We start from the raw sequence: 21,414 nt of genomic DNA on the forward strand, positions 1-21,414 counted from the left end.
GTGTCCTCAGGCAGAATCCCGTTTTTGCCGGCCCTTGAGCAGGCAATGGTTCTCAATGGTTTTGATCAGTTCGCCGGCGAGCTGGTCCGGTGTGCCGCAGAAGCTGGCGCAGCCGGTGGCAGCGACAGACTCGGGCATCGAACTGTTGCCACAGCTGGCACTGTCCTGGACCCAGATCCGGCTGCCCCGTTTCTTCAGCAGCGGTGCGGCGATGGCGCCGTCGTTGCCCATCCCGGAGAACAGAATCGCGTGGCAGTGCTCGCGGAAGTGGTCAGCCACGTTCAGCAGCACCTGGTCGATAGACGGGCCATAGGGGCCGGGCCAGGGCTTGCCGGTGGCGGTCAGGCTGCCGTCGTCTGCGAACGACCACTCCTGTTCTACCGGCATCAGTACCACATCGCCGTTGCGAACCTTGTAGCCTTCCTCTGCCCGCTTCAGCTGGTAGTGGGCGTGGCGGCCCAGTACCCGGGTCAGCACGCCGGTAAAGTTGTCATCTATATGCTGGGCGTAGACAAAGCCGACCGGCAGGCCGGCCGGCAGGTGGTCCAGAAAGGTTTTCACCGCAGCGGGACCGCCCAGCGAAGCGCCCAGAACCCAGATCTCCTCGGCTACCGAACCCGGAGCCGCCGGGGTTATCCACTGGGGCAGTTGTGGTGCCTCGGGTGATGGCCGGGCGTGGACTTCCAGCTCTTCGATGTCGTTGGCGGAGTCCAGTTTCTCCAGGTGCCCCAGCTGCTTTTCCAGCTTGTTGAGCAAACGCCTTTCCCAGCGCACATAGTCCTTGGTGCCGGGCTTTGGAGCCTGGTCCATCCCGAACAGAACCGGGGCATCGGTGTGCTCCAGCAGGTGTTCGAACAGCGCCGGGTGGTCGGCTTCGTCTTCCAGGGTTACCAGCCACAGGGCGGCATCGGGAAACCCCGGATAATCCATCAGGCGGTCGGGGCCGCCGGAAAAGCTGACCTCAAGTCCGAACTTGCCGGCAGCCACCTGCAACCGGTGCCGCTGCAACACCACATCGGACACAATGCCGATGCCGGGCCGGCCGTCATGGCCGGTCATTACCCGTTCCCGGTCAGTCGTTTGATGGTTTCAAGCAGCTCGGCTTCCTGGAACGGCTTGCCCAGATATTCGTTGACGCCGATGGCCAGTGCCCGTTCCCGGTGTTTCTCGCCGGTCCGGGAGGTGATCATACAGATGGGCGTCTCTTTCAGGTTCTCGTCGTGGCGCACAAAGCTGGCCACTTCGAAACCGTCCATCCGGGGCATTTCGATATCCAGCAGGATAATGTCCGGACGATGGTCCTGCAGCTGGGCCACCGCATCCAGGCCGTCCTTCGCGAGGATAACCTCCATGCCGTTGCGTTCCAGCAGTCGGGAAGTAACCTTCCGTACGGTAACCGAGTCGTCCACCACCATAACCGTGGTGGTCTGGTCTTCGTAGCGGCCGGCTTCGCGGGCCTTGTCCAGGTTAGCCAGGCGCTGGCGCTCAGACAGGATGTCGGAACGGAGCATGGCCGGCAGGTCAAGAATCACCACTACGTTACCGTCACCCAGAATGGTGGCACCGGAAACCCCTCGAACCGAGCTGAACTGCGGGCCGAGAGACTTAACCACGATTTCCCGGCTGCCCATCAGGTGGTCAACCTGCAGGGCCAGTGGCTGCTCGGCACCCCGCACCAGGATCACCGGCAGCGGCAGGGCCTGGCCTTGCAGCTTGGGCTGGTGGTCACTGTTCAGCAGGCTACCCAGGTACTGCAGGCGATATTCCTGGCCGGCGTATTCGTACAGCGGTGCATCCGGCTTGTAGTACTCTTCCAGCTCGTAGGTGCTGACCCGCACGATGCCTTCAATGGTGTTGAGCGGGATGGCGTAGAAGTCTTCGCCGGTGGCGACCATCAGGGCCCGGTTAACCGATACCGTGAATGGCAGGCGCACCGTGAAGGTAGTGCCACGCCCCAGGGCCGAATCGATATCCAGGCTGCCGCCGAGCTGCTTGATCTCGCTGGACACCACGTCCATACCCACGCCCCGGCCGGAAATCTGGGTCACCTGCTGGGCGGTAGAGAAGCCGGGCTGCAGGATGAACTGCAGGACTTCCCGTTCGGTAAGGTCTTCGTCGGCCCGCAACAGGCCCTGGCGAATGGCCTTGTCACGGATCACTTCGGCGGGAATGCCTTTGCCGTCGTCGATCATACGCAGTACCACGTCGCCGCCTTCACGGGTCAGCGAGAGCACGACTTCACCGGTTTCCGGCTTGCCGGCACGGGCCCGGTCTTCGGGGCTTTCAATGCCGTGGTCGAGGGCGTTCCGCAGCATGTGTTCCAGCGGCGCAATCATGCGCTCAAGAATGTTGCGGTCCATTTCACCCTCGGCGTTGCGCACGTCGAAGTTGACCTTCTTGCCCAGTTCGTTGCTGATCTGGCGCACAATCCGGCGCAGTCTCGGCACCATGGAGGCAAACGGAATCATCCGGGTCTTCATCAGACCTTCCTGGAGTTCCGTGTTGATCCGGGACTGCTGCACCAGCAGGGTTTCGGTATCCCGTACCCGGTCAGACAGGGTTTCACGCAGGTCTGCAAGGTCAGAAGACGATTCGCTCAGTGCCCGTGACAGCTGCTGGATCGAGGAGTAGCGGTCCATTTCCAGCGGGTCGAAGTCGTCGCCGTAATCCGGGCCGTGTTCCTGTTCGGCACGGAACAGGATCTGGGCTTCGGTTTCGATATCCATCCGGCGCAACTGTTCGCGCAGACGCTCGATGGTAGCGGCCATTTCCTCAAGGGTGTGGCCGAAGTCGCTGGTCTGCTGTTCCAGGCGGCCACGGGTAATACTGGTTTCACCGGCCAGGTTAACCAGCTCGTCCAGCAACGGTGCCGATACCCGGATGGTTTCCTGGGCGGCACGCTGGGCTTCCGCTGCTTTGTTGCGGGCCTTGGCCGGCTTGGCGGGCGCTGTCGATTTCGGGGCTTCGGGCACCGAGGTTTCCTGCTCGGCGGCCTGCGGTTCGGGCTGCTCGTGTTCGGGTGCGTCTTCCGCGGGCTGCTCCGGCTGGACCACCGGGCTACCGTCGGCAAAGCGCCGGCGAACGTCGGAGACCAGCTCGATGACGGCGTCGTGGTCCTGGGTGATCTCCTGCCACTGGCTGTCGCCCGGTGCATTGCCGCCCAGGTCGATCAACCGGGTCTCGAAGGCATGGGCCTTGTCGCCCAGCACGCTCAGCTGGGACAGGCGGGCGCCACCTTTGAGGGTATGCAGGGCCCGCTGGGCTTCCTGGTTGTACTGGTGGTTGTTCGGGTCTTTGCGCCAGTCATCGAGCACCTGCTCAAGCTGGTCCATGATCTCGCCGGCTTCTTCCAGGAGGATTTCCAGCACTTCCGGGTCAACCGCATCGGCTTCGTCAGCGGCCGGTTCTGCCGTGGCTGTCGCTTGTTCGCCCTGTTCAGCCGGTTCGGCCTGAATACTGCGGAAGGCTTCGATCAGATCGCTGGCGGCGGCCGGTTTATGGCCGTCTTCCAGGCTGTCGAGCATGCCCTTGAGGCTGGCGGCACCCTGATCACTGAGCGCCAGCAACGCCTGTTGGTTGTTGCCGCCGGAGAGCAGGGGTTCAAAGCTGTCAGACCAGGCTTCGGCAAGGTCGGCCACCGGGTCGATATCGGACAACCGGGCACCACCCTTGAGGGTGTGCAGCTCCTGCTGCAGGCGGGTCAGAACGGTCAGTTCGTCTGGATCTTCGCGCCACTGGTCCAGGCACTCGGTAATGGCTTCGTGGATTTCCAGGCCTTCATCCAGGAAGATGCCGGCCAGGTCGTCACCGCCCATGGCTTCGAAGGCTTCGGTGAGGTCTTCGTCAGCCTCAAGCCCGGTGTCTGGCATCCAGCCGGTGTCATCCGCTGTGTCTTCGGTAAGGTCTTGTGCCGGTTCCTGCCCTTCGCTGGCCGGTGCCGGTGTTTCACCGCGGAGAATCGCTTCTACCTGCTGAACCAGGTCGTTGGCCGGCGGGCAGGGCTTCTGGGTGGCAACCTGTTCCACCATTTGTGCCAGGCGGTCATGGCAGGCAAACAGCAGGTCGGTCATGTCGTTGCTGGCGGCCAGCTGGCCTTCGGCCACCTTCTCGAACAGGTCTTCCAGAACGTGGGTCAGGTCGCCAATGGCGTCGACGCCGGCCATCCGTGCGCCACCCTTCAGGGTGTGTACATCGCGCTGCAGTTCTGCGGCCACGGCCTGGTTCGACGGATCTTCGCTCCAGGTGTGCAGGGCACTGCCGGTGGAGTTGATCAGGTCGTAGGCTTCTTCCAGGAAGATGCCGGTCAGTTCCGGGTCAAGGTCCGACAGGCCAGCCAGGGCATCCTCATCGGCGCTGTCTGTGGCTTCCTCTTCGCTGTCCGCATCGAACTCGGCTTCGGCCTGGGCCAGAATGTCGTCATCAAAGTCGGTTGCCGGTTCGGTGCTGGCTCCGCCATCCCGGGCGCCGTCGATCCAGGCGTGGATATCGGCAATCAGGTCCGGGGCTGCTTCGGGCTGGTTGCCGGCTTCCAGGGTGTCGACCATGTTGGCCAACCGGTCATGGCACCGGAACAGCAGGTCAGACAACGAATTGCTGACGGCAAAACGCTGCTCGGTCAGGCCTTCGAACAGGGTTTCCAGTTCGTGGGACAGGTCGCCGACGGGCGCAATGCCGGCCAGGCGGGCGCCGCCCTTGAGGGTGTGAAGGTCGCGCTGCAACAGGTGCAGGGTATCCAGGTTGCCGGTGTCTTCGCTCCAGGTCTGCAACGAGGTTGCGGTGCTGTCGACCAGGTCCCGCGCTTCTTCCAGGAAGATGGCAGCCAGCTCGTCGTCCAGTTCGTTGTCTTCGTCGGTGGAAGCTGCAGTTTCGAGCGCAGGTTCTTCGCTCAGCCAGCCTTCGCCGGGAGACTCGGGTTCCGACTGCTCATCGGGCTGCCCGAGTTCGTCGAATTCCAGGCTCAGGTCGATTTCGTCGAGATCGCCGGAGAACTGCTGCTCGAATTCCTGCTCCAGCTCGCTCTCGTCTGCCCGGTTCGCGAGGGCGTAGAGTTCGTCGATCAGGTCGTCATTGCTCTCTGTGGCCAGGCCGGCAGCGACCTGGTCCATCAGGTTGATCAGTTGCTCATGGCCGGCGCGCAGGGTGCCGAAGAAGGTATCGTCCGGCTCCAGCTGCTTTTCGGATACCGTGCTGTAGGCCTGGTTCAGTGCAGCGGCCAGCTCGGTAACATCCACCAGGCCGGCTTCCGCCGCGCCGGCAGCCAGTTGTTCCAGCTCTTTCTGCAGGGTCTCCACAGACTGGCGCTGGTCCGGATGGCGGGACCATTCATCCAGGATGCTCTCGGCATCCAGCACAATGTCCAGGCCCTCGTTCAGGAACAGCTGTACCAGCTGGGACGGTGCCCGGGTATCCGGTTGCAGTTCATCGGCCGGGTCAGAGGACTGCAGGGTACGCTGGTACACCTGCTCCAGGCGGGCCAGGTAGTCTTCGGTACCTTCGAGGTCTGCCTGCGGATTATCCCGGAGCTGGGCCAGGCCGCGGGTCAGGAACTCCTTGGCATCGGCAATCAGTTCCAGTACATCACGGTCTGCCCGCTTATTCTGGGCACGGGATTCCTTAACAAAGCGTTCCAGCGGGGTGATGACGGCGGCGATGGGGGCAATGCCAGCCGTGTTCGCGCTGCCCTTGAGGGTGTGCAGGGCCCGGGACAGATCGTCGGTGTAGCTGACGGTGGCCTTGTCGCCGGCGGTTGCCAGGTAGTCGTTGATGGTCTGCAGGTGGGTTTCGGTTTCGTTCTCGAAAATTTCCAGCAGGATCGGGTCAACGGCGTCTTCATCGTCGTCGTAGCCAGCGGCTTCAGCAGCGCTGTCGGTGTCCTGGACGCCAACGGTTTCAGGCTCAGCCAGTGATTCGGGTTCCGAGTCGGCTGTTGGCATGGTGCTGGCGTCCGGGATCTCTCCGTTGGCCAGGGCATTGGCGCGGGCTTCCAGGGCCGAGGTATCCAACGCTGCCGGGCGGCGGTTCTCGAAGTCGGAAACCAGGCCGGGCACGGCATCGGTGACATCCTGCAGCAGGCTGGCCACGTCTTCGGTCATGAAGATGCTGCCATCAATGACCCGGTTCAGCATGTTTTCTACAGACCAGGCCAGTTCGCCGATCACACTGGCGCCAACCATGCGGCCGCTGCCTTTGAGGGTGTGGAAGGCCCGGCGTACTTCGGTCAGGGCACTGCGATCGTCGTGCTGGCGCAGCAGCATCGGCAGGTATTCGCGAATGGTATCCAGAACTTCGCCGGCTTCTTCAACGAAGATCTCGAGGATTTCGTCGTCGATCAGGTCGTCGGCATCCGCCTCTGTTTCGCCAGTGCTCTCCGGCTGGGCCAGTTCCGGTTCCGCTTCGGGGTCCAGAACCGCGGCGGGGGCCTCGGTGACGGTCTCGGTTGCTTCCGTTTCTGCGGTACCGGTTTCGGTGCGGCGGGTGGTGGCCAGGGCTTCGGCCCGGCTGATCAGGCCATCAACATCGCCGGTATAATCACCCCGGCGGAATTCCTGGATCAGGGACGGAATGCGTGCGTTGACCTCGTCGATCAGGGCGAAGGTGTCGTCATTGAGCTTGATGGTCTGGTCGATCACCCGGTTCAGCAGGTTTTCCACAGACCAGGCCAGCTCGCCAATGGAGGTGGCTCCCACCATGCGGCCACTGCCCTTGAGGGTGTGGAACGCCCGGCGTACTTCGGTCAGGGCATCGCGGTCGTCGTAATTCTGGCGCAGACGGGGGTAATGCTCGTGGATGGTCTGCAGCACTTCCTCGGCTTCTTCCACGAAGATGCCGAGGATTTCGTCGTCAACCAGGTCCTGGTCGGAGGTCTTGGCTTCCTGGGCCGGCTCTTCGACGGCCGCCCCGGTATCCAGTACCGGCAGTTCGTCCGGCTGGAGTTCCTCTTCGGCTTGCTGCCAGGTGGGTTCCTGGCCGACCGGGAAGCCGAGGCTGGCCAGGCTGTCTTCGGCAACGCGCAGGATAGCGTCGTTCTCGGTGATGCCGTCGGCCAGGCGCTCCAGGTAGTATTCAATGCTGGTTACCGCATCGGCCAGGGTGTCGAGCTGTTTCCAGTCCGGTACCTGTTTGCCGTTGAGCAGAACGTCGGTTACGTAGCGTTCGGCGGAGGCCAGCATGTCGGCTACACGCTCCAGCGGCAACAGCGACAGGCCGCCGCGGATGCTGTGCAGCAACTCAGGAACGTGTTCTACTTCCCGGGTATCCCACTGGGAAGCGATAAAGTTCACAATCGAGGATTTGACCTGTTCCAGGGTGTTGCGGGATTCCCGGATCAGCGCTTCGTTAGCCTCGCCCAGTTCCTGGGAGCCAAGGTGGAACTCGTTGTCGCCGGTGGCTGCCGGTTCGTGGCGATCGCTGTCCAGTCCGGCCAGGCTGGCCTCGACGTAGAGCAGGGCGCCGGCGATATCCATCAGGGTGCCGTCGTCGACGGTGTCGCTCTGGGTGCTGAGCTTTTCCACCAGTTCGATCTGGTCAGTAACCACTTTGCGCGGAATGCCCAGACCAATCACCGCCAGGGTGTTGGCTACCTGGCGCATACCCGGCAGCAGTTCTTCCAGTTCATCGTTCTGGCGCAGCTCGGCCCGGACAAACAGGTCCAGCTGGTCTTTCAGGCGAGCCAGTTCTTCGTTCAGGGCACTCACCACCGAATGGATGGCGTCCCGGCCCGGGCCGGAAACCCGGGTGCGGGCGGCGTCGACATCGCTGTCCGAGGGCAGGGCATCATCCAGCTGGTAGGCCTGGCGCAGGGCGCTGACCTGGGGCATGTCCAGGTCACGGGCGCGGGCGACGTAGTACAGCAGGTGCTTGAACAGGGCTTCGGGCACCGGCTGTTGCAGGATGCTGCTGTGTTCGTCGGTGAGCCTGCGGATTTCCGCATCCAGCTCCCGCAACAGGGATTTGACCGCAGTGTTGACCGGGTTGGCACCGCCCTGGAGTGTTTCGATAAAGCCGCTGGCGGCTTTGTAGAGTTCACCCCTCGGGGTTTTCTGGCACAGGCGGATCAGGCGCTGGAGCACCTTCTGCATGTAGTTGAAGTGGGCTGAGAGGCTTTCCTCGCGCACTACGCCGGCCAGGGCAAACTGGTACATCTGCCGCAGTTTGCGCAGGTGGCCGAGAACCTTGGGATCTTGCAGGCGTTCTGAATCAGCGGCGCTGACCTGCAGCTGTGAGGGGGTCAGGTCAGGCTTGAACAGTGAGGTATCAGACAGCAGTGAATCGCCCCGGGCAGCCCGGAGGTCGTTCAGCAGGGGCAGCAGCACCATCGGGAAATCGTCCTGGCTGCTGTCCAGGTGTTCCAGGTATTGCGGCAGCTGCAGGATGGCCTGCATCAGTACTTCAACGGCATCGTCAACGCTGGTGACGGATTCGTTCAGAATGGCCTGGGTCAGTTTCTCCATCTCTTCGGTGAGCAGGGCTGCACCGTAGAGTTCCACCATTTGCAGGGTACCGTGTACCTGGTGGAGGTAGTTCAGGCAGAAGCGCAGGCGTGCGGTGTCGTCGCGATTCTCGACGTACGCTTCCAGTGCATGCTGGCCTTGAGTCAGCGTGTCCTGTATTTCGCCCCGAACCCAGTCGAGGGCGATACTGTCATGGTGATTGCCCATAACCACTCCGGTTATTCTTCGTCGGGCTGGCGCTTGATCCACGCCAGTACATGTTCCGAGGGAACCCTCTGCAGGCCCGGTGGCTGCCAATCGGTCAGTTCACCCTGGCCAAGCACCAGTAAGCCCCCCGGTGCCAGACGCTCTGCTAGCCTTTTCACAATGTCCCGCCGACGCCAGCGGCGGAAATAAATCAGCAGGTTCTGGCAGAAGATAATGTTCATGCCGTGCATGGGTGCCTTGCCCAGATCCATTACGTTGAGCCTGGTAAAACACACCCGTTCACGGATGCTGTTCACGATTTCTACGGTGTTCCTTTCGGCAGGGCGGAAGTACCTGGCTTTCAGGTCCTCATCCATACCCAGCAACTTGCGGGCGCTGTACTGGCCCTGCCTGGCCTTCTCGATGGCCGGCTGGCTGATGTCCGAACCGGTTACCCCGAACAGGGGCTGCAGAGCCAGCTGGTTCATGCATTCGTTCAGAATCATCGCCAGGGTGTAGGGCTCCTCGCCGGTGGAGCAGCCCACACTCCAGGCTTCCAGTGCACGCTTTCTCAGTTGCTCCCGGGGCCGGGTCAGTACGTAATCGGCCACCAGCCTGAAGGCATCGGCGTCCCGGAAAAACCGGGTTTCCTGCACGGTCAGGCGGTCCACCAGTGTGGCCCATTCCCTGATGGCATCCGGGCCGGATACGATTTTCTCGTAGTAGGCCTGGTAGCTGCTGCAGCCGATTTCCCGCATCCGGATTCCCAGGTTGGTTTCCAGGAAGGAGCGGCGGTCGGCCGTCAGGGTCATGCCGGTACGGTGTTCCAGCAGGGTCTGCCACTGGTTGAACTGCGCCTCGTCCATATCCGGAAGCCGGCGCAGTGCCCAGATCCCTTCGGCGGCTGACAGCTGGTTATGCATCTGAGCCATAAACCGTTATCTGCCCCGGTCCGGTGATCAGCTGACCACCGGGATATCGTTGTCCTGCTCTTGTTCCTGGTCGGCCTGGTCTTCATCCGGCAGGGTGAAGCCGGCAACGGAGGACCGCAGCTCGGACGCCATTTCAGCCAGGTTACCGATAGACTTCGCCGTGGCGTTGGTACCGGAGGAGGTCTGCGAGGTGATTTCCTGGATAACGTTCATCGTGTTGGAAATGTGCGCCGCAGAGGACGATTGCTGGCGTGCCGCGTTGGAGATGTTCTGGATCAGCTCCGCCAGGGACATGGATACGTTCTCGATTTCCTCGAGGGCGATACCCGCGTCCTGGGCCAGACGGGCACCACGGACCACCTCGGCGGTGGTGTGTTCCATGGAGATAACCGCTTCGTTGGTGTCAGACTGGATCGTCTTAACCAGCGCTTCAATCTGCTTGGTTGCCGCAGAGGAACGTTCCGCAAGGCGCTGAACTTCGTCCGCAACCACCGCGAAGCCCCGGCCCGCATCACCGGCCATGGAGGCCTGGATTGCTGCGTTCAGGGACAGGATGTTGGTCTGGTCGGCGATGTCGTTGATCAGGGATACGATGTCACCGATTTCCTGGGAGGATTCACCCAGACGCTTGATCCGCTTGGAGGTCTCCTGGATCTGCTCCCGGATGTTGTCCATGCCGCGGATGGTGTTCTGTACCACTTCCGCGCCTTTCTTCGCGATCGCAACCGACCGCTCCGCAACCGCTGAGGATTCCGCGGCGTTGGAAGATACCTGGTCGATGGACACCGCCATCTCGTTAACCGCGGCAGAGGCGCCGGCGATTTCCTGGGCCTGGTGCTCGGAAGCATCTGCCAGGTGCATGGCTGTGGCCTGGGTTTCCTGGGCCGCACCGGCTACCCGTACAGCGGTGCCCCGGATGGCCTGTACCAGCCCGCGCATCTGGTCGATCGCGTAGTTGATGGAGTCGGCGATGGCACCGGTGAAGTCCTCGGTTACCGTGGCCTCGGTGGTCAGGTCACCATCGGCCAGGTCGGCCAGTTCGTCCAGCAGTCGCAGGATCGCGTTCTGGTTCTGCTCGTTCTGTTCCTGGGTGGTGGCCAGTCGGGACTGGGCATCGCGGTACAGGGCCAGGCCGATGAACACTACAATCGCTACCATGGCCGCCAGGATGAAGAAGGCCAGGGTCGGGCTGACCAGGCGGGAGCCGGACTGGGAGCCAAAGCCGTCAGCCAGTACCGACAGCTCGGCCAGCAGGATTTCGGAGTTCTGGAAGATGTCGCTGGCAGCGGTACGAACCTTGAAGAGGTCGGGAGAGGCTTCAAGAATCGCGTCAACGTTCTGGGAAACGAATTCGAACAGCTCGTCAACCGCTTCCAGGCCGTAGATGGCGTCTTCATCGGCTACCCGGCTGATACCCATGGCCGGGTTACCGTTGAGCTGGCCTTCGAGTACCCGGCCGAACAGGCTGGCGTCGCGGCCGAAACGGTCGGCGGCGATAACCGCGTCTTCGTCACCGGACAGTACGTTGTTAACGGAGCGGACAATACGCTCGGCCAGCAGGGACTGGCGCTGGGCCAGGGAGATCTGCTCGGCGGGTGCGCCGTTATCCAGCAGGATCTGAACGATATCGTCGTATTCCACCTGCAGCTGCGGGATGGTTTCGTTCAGGGTGCGGGCTACTTCGTGCAGGCCCAGTACCGCTTCCCGGGTAGACAGGATGCTGTCAGCGTTTTCGCGAACACTGTTCCAGTGCTGCTGTACACCGCTCTGTTGTGCCAGTTCACTGGCCGGAAGGCCGGTTTCCGGATTGCCTTCGGTAACACTGGTCCAGAGTTGCTGGAACTCGTCCCGGGAGCGACGCAACTGGTCGAACGCTTCGGCGGTACCACCGGCAGCCTCGGTCGCGTTCTTCGCAATCTCCTGGGAAAGCACCCGCATTTCTGCAGTGTTGGCAATGTATTGCTGATCGTTCTGGCTGTCCTTGTTGATGATGAACAGCACCACAACGAGCAGGACGGTAAGTGCAATCAGCGCTGCGATCAGGCCGGTAAGTGCAATCAGCGCTGCGATCAGGCCGGCAACGAGTTTGTTGCCGCCCTGTCCGGTACTGAGTCTTCCGGCTCTGTTTTTCATTTTCTGGCTCCCGGCCTCTTTCTTCTGGAAATGGCAATTTTGGTGTAGCGGGCTTCAGATGGACAGGGTGATGTGCCTGCCAGTGCCATCACCCTTACCACTGTGCAACATCAAGAAAGCGTTCGTCTTCCACCAGGGTGGCGGCAGAGAATACTTTCCAGATTTCGTCGTTACGTTCGTAGCCGCCGCTCACAAACGGCTGAACATTTTCGGGCACACCGTTGGTGCTGGCCCTGAAACTGTCTTTTGCGAAATACTGCATACCCAGCACGGTGTCGACCACCAGGCCACTGAACACATCGCCCTGCTCAACCACCAGCACCCGCCGTTCACGGGCATTCCGTGAAGAGCGGGGGATGTCGAAGAAGTTGGCAAGGTCAACCAGCGGCAGTAACCGGCCCCGGACGTTGGCGGCACCCAGCAGGAACGGGCGGACCCCCGGAATGTGGGTAAACCGGGGCACGTGCAGTATTTCTGTGACTTCCCCCATCGGGGCAACGTAGTGCTCGCCGGCCAGGATGAAGCCGATACCGTTCCACAGTTCAACGGCTTCTTCCTGCTCCGGCAGGCCGGCCGCCATGGAACGGCTGCGCCGGGCGATATCCGTCAGAACAGCAAAAGGGGCGGCCTGGGCGGACATGCGAACTCCAAAGTCAGGGATCAGGCAATCAGGCTGTTGATTGTCTTGATCAGGTCGTCTTCGTTAACTGGCTTGACCAGGTAACCCTTGGCACCCTGGCGGGTTCCCCACACCCGGTCAGTTTCCTGATCCTTGGTGGTTACGATCACAACAGGAATAGATGCGGTTTCCGGTGCGCGGGTCAGCTGGCGTGTCGCCTGGAAGCCGTTCAGGCCGGGCATGACCACGTCCATCAGCACCAGGTCCGGAGTTTCCGCGCGGGCCTTGGCTACGCCGTCGGCGCCGTTGTCGGCGGTCAGCACTTCGTGCTTGTGCTTTTCCAGGATGGTGGAGATTTTCTTAACTTCGGTTGGCGAATCGTCAACAATCAGAATGCGGGCCATGGTTTCCTCGATGGTTCTGGGGGTTCAGCAGGTTTTACTGTTCCGCCTGCGGCATGTAGTGGCGGATGGTGTTGAGCAGCTCATCCTTGCTGAAGGGTTTGGTCAGATACTGGTCGGAGCCTACGATGCGGCCTTTAGCCTTGTCGAACAGGCCGTCCTTGCTCGAAAGCATGATTACCGGCGTCTTCTTGAAAGAGGAATTGTTCTTGATCAGTGCGCAGGTCTGGTAGCCGTCCAGGCGGGGCATCATGATGTCAACAAAGATGATGTCCGGCTGGGAATCGGCAATCTTGGCCAGAGCGTCAAAGCCGTCAGTGGCAGTGATGACCTCACAACCGACTTTCTTCAGAAGGGTTTCTGCGGTGCGACGAATGGTCTTGCTGTCGTCGATCACCATGATCTTCAAGTTCTCGAAGTTGTCATCCATTGTCCAACTGCCTTGCGCTCTAGCGACTGTCGTTATTTTCGAACGGGGTTTTAACACAAACATTAAGGTTGATCTATAAACCCCGCACATTTATAGAATATCGATGGCCGGATAAAAAGCATTAGTTTGTGACCAAATGTACTTCTGCCCGCTGCGTCACGGATTGATGTGGCGATTTATCCGGATGCATTTATGGCTCGGGTACAATACCATCTAGGGTTTCAGCATAGCACCTTGCACCGGTTTGCTCTGTATACCGGTTCGTGTTTTTGACGGAGCAACTTCCCGCTCCCCAACCGACTTTCCAGGAGACTCTATGACAATCCGGCTCGGGATCGTGATGGATCCGATCGAGGATATCCATTTCAAGAAAGACAGCTCACTGGCCATGTTGCTGGCGGCCCAGAAACGGGGCTGGGAAATCGAGTACATGGAATTGCCGGATATGTATCTGGCCGGTGGCCAGGCCCGTGCCCATACCCGCAAGCTGACGGTGCATAACGATCCGGAAAACTGGTTCAGCTACGGTGCCGCTGAAGACACGGCACTGGGCGACCTGGATGTGATCCTGATGCGCAAGGATCCCCCGGTCGACCGGGAGTTCCTGATGGCCACCTATATACTGGAAGCGGCGGAACAGCAGGGTGCCCTGGTGGTCAATCCGGCCGCCACGTTGCGGGATTGCAACGAGAAGCTGTTTGCCACCCAGTTTGAAGACCTGACACCGCCGCTGATCGTGACCCGTTCCTCCCAGCGTTTCCGGGATTTCTATGCCGAGCACGGCGACATCATCATGAAGCCGGTAGACGGCATGGGTGGTCGCTCGATCTTCCGCGTTAAAGAAAACGACGCCAACCTGGGTGTGATCATCGAAACCCTGACCAACTATGGCGCGCACCAGGCCATGGCCCAGAAATTCATTCCGGAAATCACCGACGGTGACAAGCGCATCCTGCTGATTGACGGCGAGCCGGTGCCCTACGCCCTTGCGCGCATTCCTTCGCAAGGCGAGAATCGCGGCAACCTGGCCGCCGGCGGCCGGGGTGAGGGCCGTGAACTGACCGCCAGGGATCGTGAAATCTGTACCCGGGTGGCACCGGTGATCAAGGCCAAGGGCCTGATGTTTGTGGGCCTGGATGTGATTGGCGACTACCTCACCGAAATCAACGTAACCAGCCCCACCTGCATCCGGGAACTTGACGCTGCCTTCGGCATCGATATTGCCGGTATGTTGCTGGACGCCGTGGAGCGCCGGTTGTCACAGGGCTGAACAGCACCGGTAATGCGGGCACAGAATCAGGATAGGTAATGGCAGTTCAGGTAAGCGATTTCGACCGGTTTTCCTTCACCCTGTTCATGGCGCTGGCGGTTCACGCCATCGTCGTGCTGGGCATTACCTTCGCCCCGGAACCGCCCCGCAGCTCTGCCCAGACCATGGAAATCACCCTGTCGCAGTTTGACGACGAGGAAGCGCCGGACAAGGCCGACTTCCTGGCCCAGACCAGCCAGAAGGGCAGTGGTACCGAAGAAGAGGCTATGGAAATGACCTCGCCGCAGCCGGCGGAGGTCAGCCAGCCCGAGGTGGCCGAAATCCAGCCGGAGCCGGCAACCACGGCAGAGCCCAATCCGCAGGAAGAGCGGGCCGTGGTGCAGACCGAAAGCAAGGCCCGCCAGCAGGTCCGGCAGCCGGAAACCCGGGAAGATCCGGAGCCGCTGCACCGGGCCGAGCGCAAAAGCCTGATGGAGCGCAGCCTGGAAATTGCCAGCCTGGAAGCCCGCTTTGACGCCCAGCAGCAGGCCTATGCGCGGCGCCCCAGGGTCATGCGGGTAACGGCGGCGTCCACGCTCAAGTCGGATAACGCCTGGTACGTGCAGAACTGGGTCAGCAAGGTGACCCGGGTCGGCAACATGAACTATCCGAACGAAGCGCGCCGTTCCGGCCTGTATGGTGACCTGAGGATGCTGGTTTCTCTGCGCAAAGATGGCACAATCAAGCAAGTGGCGATTCTCCAGTCGTCCGGCAGCACGGTACTCGATGATGCCGCCATCCGGATTGTGCGCATGGCAGCGCCGTTTGCGCCCTTCCCGGAAGACATGCGCGAGCAGGTCGACGAACTGGAAATCATACGAACCTGGTCGTTCCAGAGGCGGGGGCTGACATCCGGATGACAACCGGCACGGAAACCAAGGCAAGTTTGCGGCACCATTTCCTGGTGGCGTCGCCGTGGCTGGCCGATCCCAATTTTCACGGGGGCGTGATCTACCTGTGCGAGCATTCCTCCGAGGGTGCGCTCGGGCTGATGATCAACCAGCCTCTGGGCATTCACCTGGGTGAAATCCTTGAACAGCTCGATATGCACGGTGGCGAGCTGGACCTGCCGGTATTTACCGGTGGCCCGGTGCAGCCGGAGCGAGGCTTTGTACTGCACTCTCCCGGGCAGCACTGGCAGAACACCGCCACGGTAACCGACGACGTACTGCTGACCACCTCCCGGGACATCCTGGAAGGCATCGGCCGCAACGAAGGGCCGGAAGAGTTTCTGGTGGCGCTGGGTTATTCCGGCTGGGGTGAAGGCCAGCTGGAGGAAGAGCTGGGCAGCAATGCCTGGCTGACCTGCCCGGCCAGCACCGACATCCTGTTCCGCACCCCGGTGGAAAAACGTTACGAGGCGGTGTTGAAACTGATCGGCATAGACCTGAACCAGCTCAGCGATTCGGTGGGCCATGCCTGAGACCGGTAACCGCAGAATCCTGGCGTTCGACTTCGGCACCCGTCGCATTGGTGTAGCAAGCGGCCAGGAGCTGCTTGGCACCGGCCAGCCGCTGGCCATGATCCCGGCCCGTGACGGCATTCCGGACTGGCAGCAGGTCGAGAAACTGCTGGCGGAATGGCAGCCGGATATCGTGGTGGTGGGCCTGCCTTTGAATATGGACGACACCGAGAACGACATGTGTGCCCGGGCCCGCAAGTTCGGCAAGCGCCTACACGGCCGCTACCATGTGCCGGTAGAGATGGTCGATGAGCGGCTGACCAGTTTCGAAGCCAAGGGCGATGTGATGGCCGCCGGCGGCAGCCGGGATTTCGGTCGCCACGGCGTGGACGACCGGGCCGCCGTACTGATTCTGGAAACCTGGTGCCGGGAGCAGACCGGCAAACCTGACTGACGAGGCATCAATGACCGCATTGCTTGATATCAACCAGCTGCTGGATGAACTGGAAACCGGCCTGCGCCGGATTCTGGCAGAGCGTGGCGTCGACAACCCGGCGCTGATCGGCATCCGTACCGGCGGCGTGTGGCTGGCGGATGTGATGAGCAAGCGCCTGGGCCTGGCCGATCCCTACGGCGAGCTGGATATTTCCTTCTACCGGGACGATTTCAGCCGCATTGGCCTGAACCCCAAGGTAGCGCCTTCCAGCCTGCCGTTCGATACCGAAGGCCGCGACATCATCCTGATTGATGACGTGATCATGAGTGGCCGCACCATACGGGCAGCCATGAACGAGATCTTCGATTACGGCCGTCCGGCAAGTATCATACTGGCCACACTGATTGACCTGGGCGCCCGGGAATTGCCGGTGCAGCCGGATGTCACCGGCAAGGCACTTGCGCTGGACGCCCATCAGCGAGTAAAACTGCGCGGCCCTGATCCGCTGCGCATTGAATTCCAGGAAACCGGGCAGTAATACTCCCCACCAGACAACAGGCGAGCCATGACCGCGAACGACCCCTCCCCGAACCACTTGCAGCTGACCCGGGACGGTCAGTTGCGGCATTTCCTCACCCTGGATGGCCTGGGCCGCGAACTGCTTACGGACATCCTCGACACCGCCGACTCGTTCATCGAAGTAGGCGAGCGGCGGATCAAGAAAGTACCCCTGCTGCGGGGCCGCACGGTGGTTAACCTGTTTTTCGAATCCAGTACCCGCACTCGCAGCACCTTCGAGCTGGCGGCCAAGCGGTTGTCCGCCGACGTGCTGAACCTGGATATCAATACCTCTGCCACCTCCAAGGGCGAGTCCCTGTCTGACACCCTGCTCAACCTGGAAGCCATGGCCAGCGACATGTTTGTGGTGCGCCATTCCCAGAGCGGCGCGCCGCACTTTATTGCCGAAAGCGTGACCCCGGGCGTGGCCATCATCAACGCCGGCGACGGCCGCCATGCCCATCCGACCCAGGCCATGCTCGACATGCTGACCATTCGCCAGCACAAGGGCAGCTTCGAAGGCCTGAAAGTGGCCATCGTTGGCGATGTGCTGCACTCCCGGGTGGCCCGTTCCCAGATCCGTGCCCTGAACGTACTGGGCGCCGGGGAAGTGCGGGTGATTGCGCCGGGCACCCTGCTGCCCAGAGACGTGGAAGACCTGGGCTGCACCGTGGAATACGACATGGCCCGGGGCATGCAAGACCTGGACGTGGTGATCATGCTGCGGCTGCAGAAAGAACGTATGGAAGGGGCGCTGCTGCCCAGCGAGCGGGAGTTCTACCGGCTGTACGGACTGAACCAGGACAAGCTTGCACTGGCAAAGCCGGACTGCATTGTGATGCACCCGGGGCCCATCAACCGGGGCGTCGAGATTGAATCAGCGGTGGCCGACGGCCCGCAATCGGTCATCCTCAACCAGGTGACCAACGGTATCGCCATCCGCATGGCGGTGATGTCCATGGCCATGGGCGGCCAGGTGGCCGAACGACAGCAGAAACACAGTGATCACGAGGGAGCCCGGGCATGAGCCACCAGCAGAATGACAGTCTGAAAATTACCGGTGGCACCCTGTTCGACGGTTCCGGCACCGAAACTGACAACCCCGGCCTGCTGGTTCGCAATGGCAGGATCGAGGCCCTCGGCAGCGCTGCGGTAAGTGCCAGCGCGGACCGGGAGTTTGATGCCAGTGGCTGCGTAATCGCGCCGGGCTTTATTGATCTGTGCTGCAACCTGCGGGAGCCGGGCAATGGCCAGAAGGGCAACATCGCCTCGGAAACCCGGGCCGCGGCCCATGGTGGCTTCACCACCGTGTGTGCCTCGCCGGAAACCTCGCCGGTTAACGACTCCAGTGCGGTAACCCACCTGATCCGCGAAGGCGCTGACTCCCGCGGCTCGGTCCGGGTACTGCCGGTGGGCGCCATCACCCGGGGCCTCGACGGTGAAATGCTGAGTGACATGGCGGGCCTGAAGAATGCCGGTTGTGTGGCGGTGGGCAATGGTTCCCGGGGTGTGCGCAATGCCCGGATCCTGCGCCGTTGCATGGCCTATGCCCAGACCTTCGGCCTGACCGTGATGTTCAGCCCGGAAAACCAGGCCCTGGCGGCTGACGGTTATTCCCACGATGGCCAGGTGGCTACCCGCCTGGGTCTGTTGGGTATTCCGGAAGTGGCGGAAACCGCGGCGGTGATGGAAATGCTGCTGCTGGCGGAAGAAACCGGTGTGAAACTGCACCTGAGCCAGATGTCCTCGGGCCGGAGTGTGCAAATGCTGGCGGATGCCCGCAAGCGCGGGATTCAGGTCACGGCCGACGTGGCCATGCACCAGCTGTGTTTCACTGAAGAGGCCCTGGCCGGTTTTGACAGCCGTTTCCACGTGCGCCCGCCGCTGCGCTCCGAAGCCGACCGGCAGGCGCTGGTGGCCGGTGTTCGGGATGGCGTGATCGATGCCATTGTCAGCCAGCACCAGCCCCACGACAGCGCTGCCAAGCAGGCACCGCTGCCGGCTACCGAGCCGGGACTGTCCAGCATTGAAAGCGTGCTGTCGCTGGGCCTGGAACTGGTCGCTCGGGGCGAGCTGGAGCGCGCCCGGCTGCTGAACGCACTGACCGCCGGCCCGGCCTCGGTGCTGGGTCGAAACGCGCGGCTGGCGGAAGGTGAGGCGGCAGACCTGTGCGTGTTCGCGCCGGAGCAGTCCTGGCAGCCGTCAGTGCAGACCCTGGTCTCCGCCGGCCGGCACGCGCCGGTACTGGACCGCGAATTGCCTGGCCGGGTCCGGCTCACGCTGGTGGCCGGTAGAACAGCCTGGGCTGCCCCTGCCTGACCCGCCTGTCCTGAAAGTGCGGCAGAGGTTGTCCGGCCTCTGTCGACACTGTCACAGAATCCTTCCTGTTGCTGAAAAACCCTTGATAACAGGCACCCGAGCCAACGTATCCTATGGGGTGACCCCTTATGGTTGTCCCAGGACACGAGCTGCGGCTGCCTGACTGCAGCGCGCGCCAGAGAATAATAATCAGGAGTGAACCCGTGAAGTTATCCAGTCTTTCCCGCCGGGTGGTGGCTGCTGCTGCCCTGAGCGCCAGCCTTGTTGTTCCCGCCCTTGCCCATGCCCAGTCCGAGATTATCGAACGCAGCTTCTGTGTGTTTGACCCGGTGGGTGCCAATGGCCCCCTGTTTGCCATTACCAAGGAGTTTCAGCCGGTTGCCCTGCAACAGGGCATCAAGCTTGACCTGCGCGCCTACACCGATGAAAAGGTAGCGGCCGAGGATTTCAAGGCCGGCCAGTGCGATGCCGTGCTGCTCACCGGCACCCGCGCCCGGGAGTTCAACAAGTTCACCGGCAGCCTTGAAGCTATGGGTGCCGTGCCGGGCGAAGAGGAAATGCGCCTGCTGTACAACACCCTGAGCCAGCCCAAGGCGCGCCCCTTCCTGGTGGATGGTCCCTACGAAGTGGCTGGCGTGTTCCCCGGTGGTGCCATTTACCTGCACACCCGTGACCGCAACGTCGATTCAGTAGAGAAGCTGCAGGGCAAGCGAATCGCCACCCTGGACTATGACTCCGCGTCTGTGCGCATGGTGCGCCACGTAGGTGCTTCCGTGGTGGGCTCGAACTCCGCCAACTTTGCCGGCAAATTCAATAACGGCAGCGTCGACCTGGCCTATGCCCCGGCCGTGGCTTACCAGCCCCTGGAACTGTACAAGGGCGTGGGTGAAAAGGGCGGCGTGTTCAAGTATGCGCTGGCGTATATGAACTTCCAGGTGATCATCCACCGGGACCGGTTCCCGGATGAAGCGGGCCAGATGGTGCGGGACCAGGCCATCAAGCGGCTGGATGAAGCCTACGCGATCATCGCCGAAGCCGAGTCCGGTATTCCGGATAACGTATGGATGCACCCGCCGGCAAAAGACGTAGCCGAGTACGACAAGATGCTGCGCCAGGTTCGCTTATCGCTGCTGGAAGACGGAGTGTATGACGAGCGTGCGATCAAGTTGATGAAGGCGATCCGGTGCCGGGTAGACGGTGCCCGTTCGGAATGTGCGTCCTGATCAGCCAGGGCAGGGAAGGTAACAGGCCCGCATAGCTGCGGGCCTTGCCGGTCAGCGGATGGCGTCTTTCAGGGCTTTGCCGGCCTTGAAGCCAACGGTCTTGCTGGCCGGAATTTCAATGCTGGCTCCGGTCTGCGGGTTGCGGCCGGTGCGGGCTTCCCGCTTGCGGACATTGAAAGTGCCGAAGCCGATCAGGGTAACGTCATCACCCTTGGCTGCGGCGGCGGAAATCTGGCTGGTAAAGGCGCTGATAACGTCGCTGGCTTTTTCGCGGGTAAGGCCGGTCTGGTCGGCAATCGCGGCAGCTAGTTCAGGTTTACGCATCGAAAACTCCTGTTCTTGGTTCTGTTTGTTGTTTTTTGCTCCAGACCGCCGACCGTGCCGGCGGTTGAAGCAATCTATAGTGGCTTCGGGGCCAATGTGCAAACCCGGCGTGTAACGATATGTTCGAAAAAATAAAAAAGGACACGAATGTTATGAAAGACTTCCGGACCTCCCTGGCCTGTGGCAAACGCCTGCGCGGCTTTGCTGCAGCGGTTGCGGCCAGCGTCGCCCTGAGTGGCTGTGGCGTGGTGAACCACATGATCTACAAGACCACCGGCGATGTAATGCAGGGGTTTTCCCGGAACCACACCGTGCCCTACCTGATGGAATCTGAAGACCTGGCCATGGGCTGTGCCATGAGCGAGGCCACGGCGCCGTTGCTGATGTCGTTCGGCCGGGTGACCAGCGAGCCGGACCAGCTGGCGGTGATGCTGTATCTGTCGTCCGGCAGCTGTGCCGAAGAGCAGGCCATGGAGCATGAGCTGGCAGGCCTTGCGGCCATGCACGGCATGGATGGAACGGCCGCTGAAGATGCCTTTATCCGCCAGAAGCGCGCCCATACCCTCGCGGCCAAGCGCTATCACCGTGCCTGGCAGCACCACAACGCCTACTATGGAAACCCGGAAGAAACCGAGTGCCCGGATTTTGACGATGACATGGATGAATTCATCGGGTAAGCGGATTAAATGGTT

Annotated in this window: 17 protein-coding genes; 9 read left to right on the plus strand and 8 right to left on the minus strand. The window is 61.7% G+C overall.

The window, feature by feature from the left end; genetic code table 11:
• Window positions 1-6: 6 nt before the first annotated feature.
• The 7 genes from Q668_RS14535 to pilG form a co-directional block, all read right to left on the minus strand.
• Window positions 7-1,059 carry a chemotaxis protein CheB gene (locus tag Q668_RS14535; RefSeq protein WP_022990357.1) on the minus strand — a complete coding sequence of 351 codons (1,053 nt, stop codon included), beginning with the start codon at window positions 1,057-1,059 and terminating at the stop codon, window positions 7-9.
• Window positions 1,059-8,657: an Hpt domain-containing protein gene (locus Q668_RS14540; protein ID WP_022990358.1), complete on the minus strand. Its 7,599-nt coding sequence runs from the start codon at window positions 8,655-8,657 to the stop codon at window positions 1,059-1,061. The genes Q668_RS14535 and Q668_RS14540 overlap by 1 nt, the downstream gene beginning before the upstream one ends.
• A gap of 11 nt (window positions 8,658-8,668) precedes the next feature.
• A complete protein-coding gene (locus tag Q668_RS14545) occupies window positions 8,669-9,568 on the minus strand; it encodes a CheR family methyltransferase (protein ID WP_022990359.1) in 900 nt (299 codons plus the stop codon).
• A gap of 27 nt (window positions 9,569-9,595) precedes the next feature.
• Entirely contained in the window at window positions 9,596-11,701 is a 2,106-nt protein-coding gene (locus tag Q668_RS14550; RefSeq protein ID WP_022990360.1) for a methyl-accepting chemotaxis protein, read from the minus strand.
• 94 nt (window positions 11,702-11,795) lie between these two features.
• Complete coding sequence (locus tag Q668_RS14555) at window positions 11,796-12,341, minus strand: chemotaxis protein CheW (protein WP_022990361.1); 546 nt, start codon at window positions 12,339-12,341, stop codon at window positions 11,796-11,798.
• 20 nt (window positions 12,342-12,361) lie between these two features.
• Entirely contained in the window at window positions 12,362-12,724 is a 363-nt protein-coding gene (gene pilH / locus Q668_RS14560) for a twitching motility response regulator PilH (protein WP_011787171.1), read from the minus strand.
• Between the two features lie 34 nt (window positions 12,725-12,758).
• Complete coding sequence (gene pilG / locus Q668_RS14565; RefSeq protein ID WP_022990362.1) at window positions 12,759-13,151, minus strand: twitching motility response regulator PilG; 393 nt, start codon at window positions 13,149-13,151, stop codon at window positions 12,759-12,761.
• Between the two features lie 316 nt (window positions 13,152-13,467).
• Here pilG and gshB point away from each other — a divergent pair, with 316 nt between their 5' ends.
• The 8 genes from gshB to Q668_RS14605 all read left to right on the plus strand — a co-directional run bounded on the left by gshB (window position 13,468) and on the right by Q668_RS14605 (window position 20,398).
• Window positions 13,468-14,421 carry a glutathione synthase gene (gene gshB, locus Q668_RS14570; protein WP_022990363.1) on the plus strand — a complete coding sequence of 318 codons (954 nt, stop codon included), beginning with the start codon at window positions 13,468-13,470 and terminating at the stop codon, window positions 14,419-14,421.
• Window positions 14,422-14,459: 38 nt separating this feature from the next.
• Window positions 14,460-15,320, plus strand: coding sequence for an energy transducer TonB (locus tag Q668_RS14575; protein WP_022990364.1), 861 nt, complete (start codon window positions 14,460-14,462; stop codon window positions 15,318-15,320).
• Entirely contained in the window at window positions 15,317-15,883 is a 567-nt protein-coding gene (locus Q668_RS14580; RefSeq protein ID WP_022990365.1) for a YqgE/AlgH family protein, read from the plus strand. The genes Q668_RS14575 and Q668_RS14580 overlap by 4 nt, the downstream gene beginning before the upstream one ends.
• The gene (ruvX, locus tag Q668_RS14585) at window positions 15,876-16,316 is read left to right on the plus strand and encodes a Holliday junction resolvase RuvX (RefSeq protein ID WP_022990366.1); all 441 of its coding nucleotides are present in this window, start codon (window positions 15,876-15,878) and stop codon (window positions 16,314-16,316) included. Before Q668_RS14580 ends, ruvX begins: the two co-directional genes overlap by 8 nt.
• Before the next feature lie 10 nt (window positions 16,317-16,326).
• Window positions 16,327-16,836 (plus strand): bifunctional pyr operon transcriptional regulator/uracil phosphoribosyltransferase PyrR, encoded by a 510-nt coding sequence (gene pyrR / locus Q668_RS14590; protein WP_022990367.1) that lies wholly within the window; start codon window positions 16,327-16,329, stop codon window positions 16,834-16,836.
• A 27-nt stretch (window positions 16,837-16,863) separates the two neighbouring features.
• Window positions 16,864-17,883 carry an aspartate carbamoyltransferase catalytic subunit gene (locus tag Q668_RS14595; RefSeq protein WP_022990368.1) on the plus strand — a complete coding sequence of 340 codons (1,020 nt, stop codon included), beginning with the start codon at window positions 16,864-16,866 and terminating at the stop codon, window positions 17,881-17,883.
• Window positions 17,880-19,175 (plus strand): dihydroorotase, encoded by a 1,296-nt coding sequence (locus Q668_RS14600; protein ID WP_022990369.1) that lies wholly within the window; start codon window positions 17,880-17,882, stop codon window positions 19,173-19,175. The genes Q668_RS14595 and Q668_RS14600 overlap by 4 nt, the downstream gene beginning before the upstream one ends.
• Window positions 19,176-19,378: 203 nt before the next feature.
• Window positions 19,379-20,398, plus strand: a complete 1,020-nt coding sequence (locus Q668_RS14605) for a putative solute-binding protein (protein WP_022990370.1) — start codon at window positions 19,379-19,381, stop codon at window positions 20,396-20,398.
• Between the two features lie 51 nt (window positions 20,399-20,449).
• Here the strand turns inward: Q668_RS14605 and Q668_RS14610 are convergent, their stop codons facing one another.
• Window positions 20,450-20,722: an HU family DNA-binding protein gene (locus tag Q668_RS14610; RefSeq protein ID WP_022990371.1), complete on the minus strand. Its 273-nt coding sequence runs from the start codon at window positions 20,720-20,722 to the stop codon at window positions 20,450-20,452.
• Between the two features lie 152 nt (window positions 20,723-20,874).
• Between Q668_RS14610 and Q668_RS14615 the strand changes: the two genes are divergently transcribed.
• Complete coding sequence (locus Q668_RS14615; protein ID WP_227498371.1) at window positions 20,875-21,399, plus strand: hypothetical protein; 525 nt, start codon at window positions 20,875-20,877, stop codon at window positions 21,397-21,399.
• Window positions 21,400-21,414: the final 15 nt, after the last annotated feature.

It is taken from the genome of Marinobacter sp. ES-1 (assembly GCF_000475255.1).
Taxonomy (GTDB): domain Bacteria; phylum Pseudomonadota; class Gammaproteobacteria; order Pseudomonadales; family Oleiphilaceae; genus Marinobacter; species Marinobacter vinifirmus.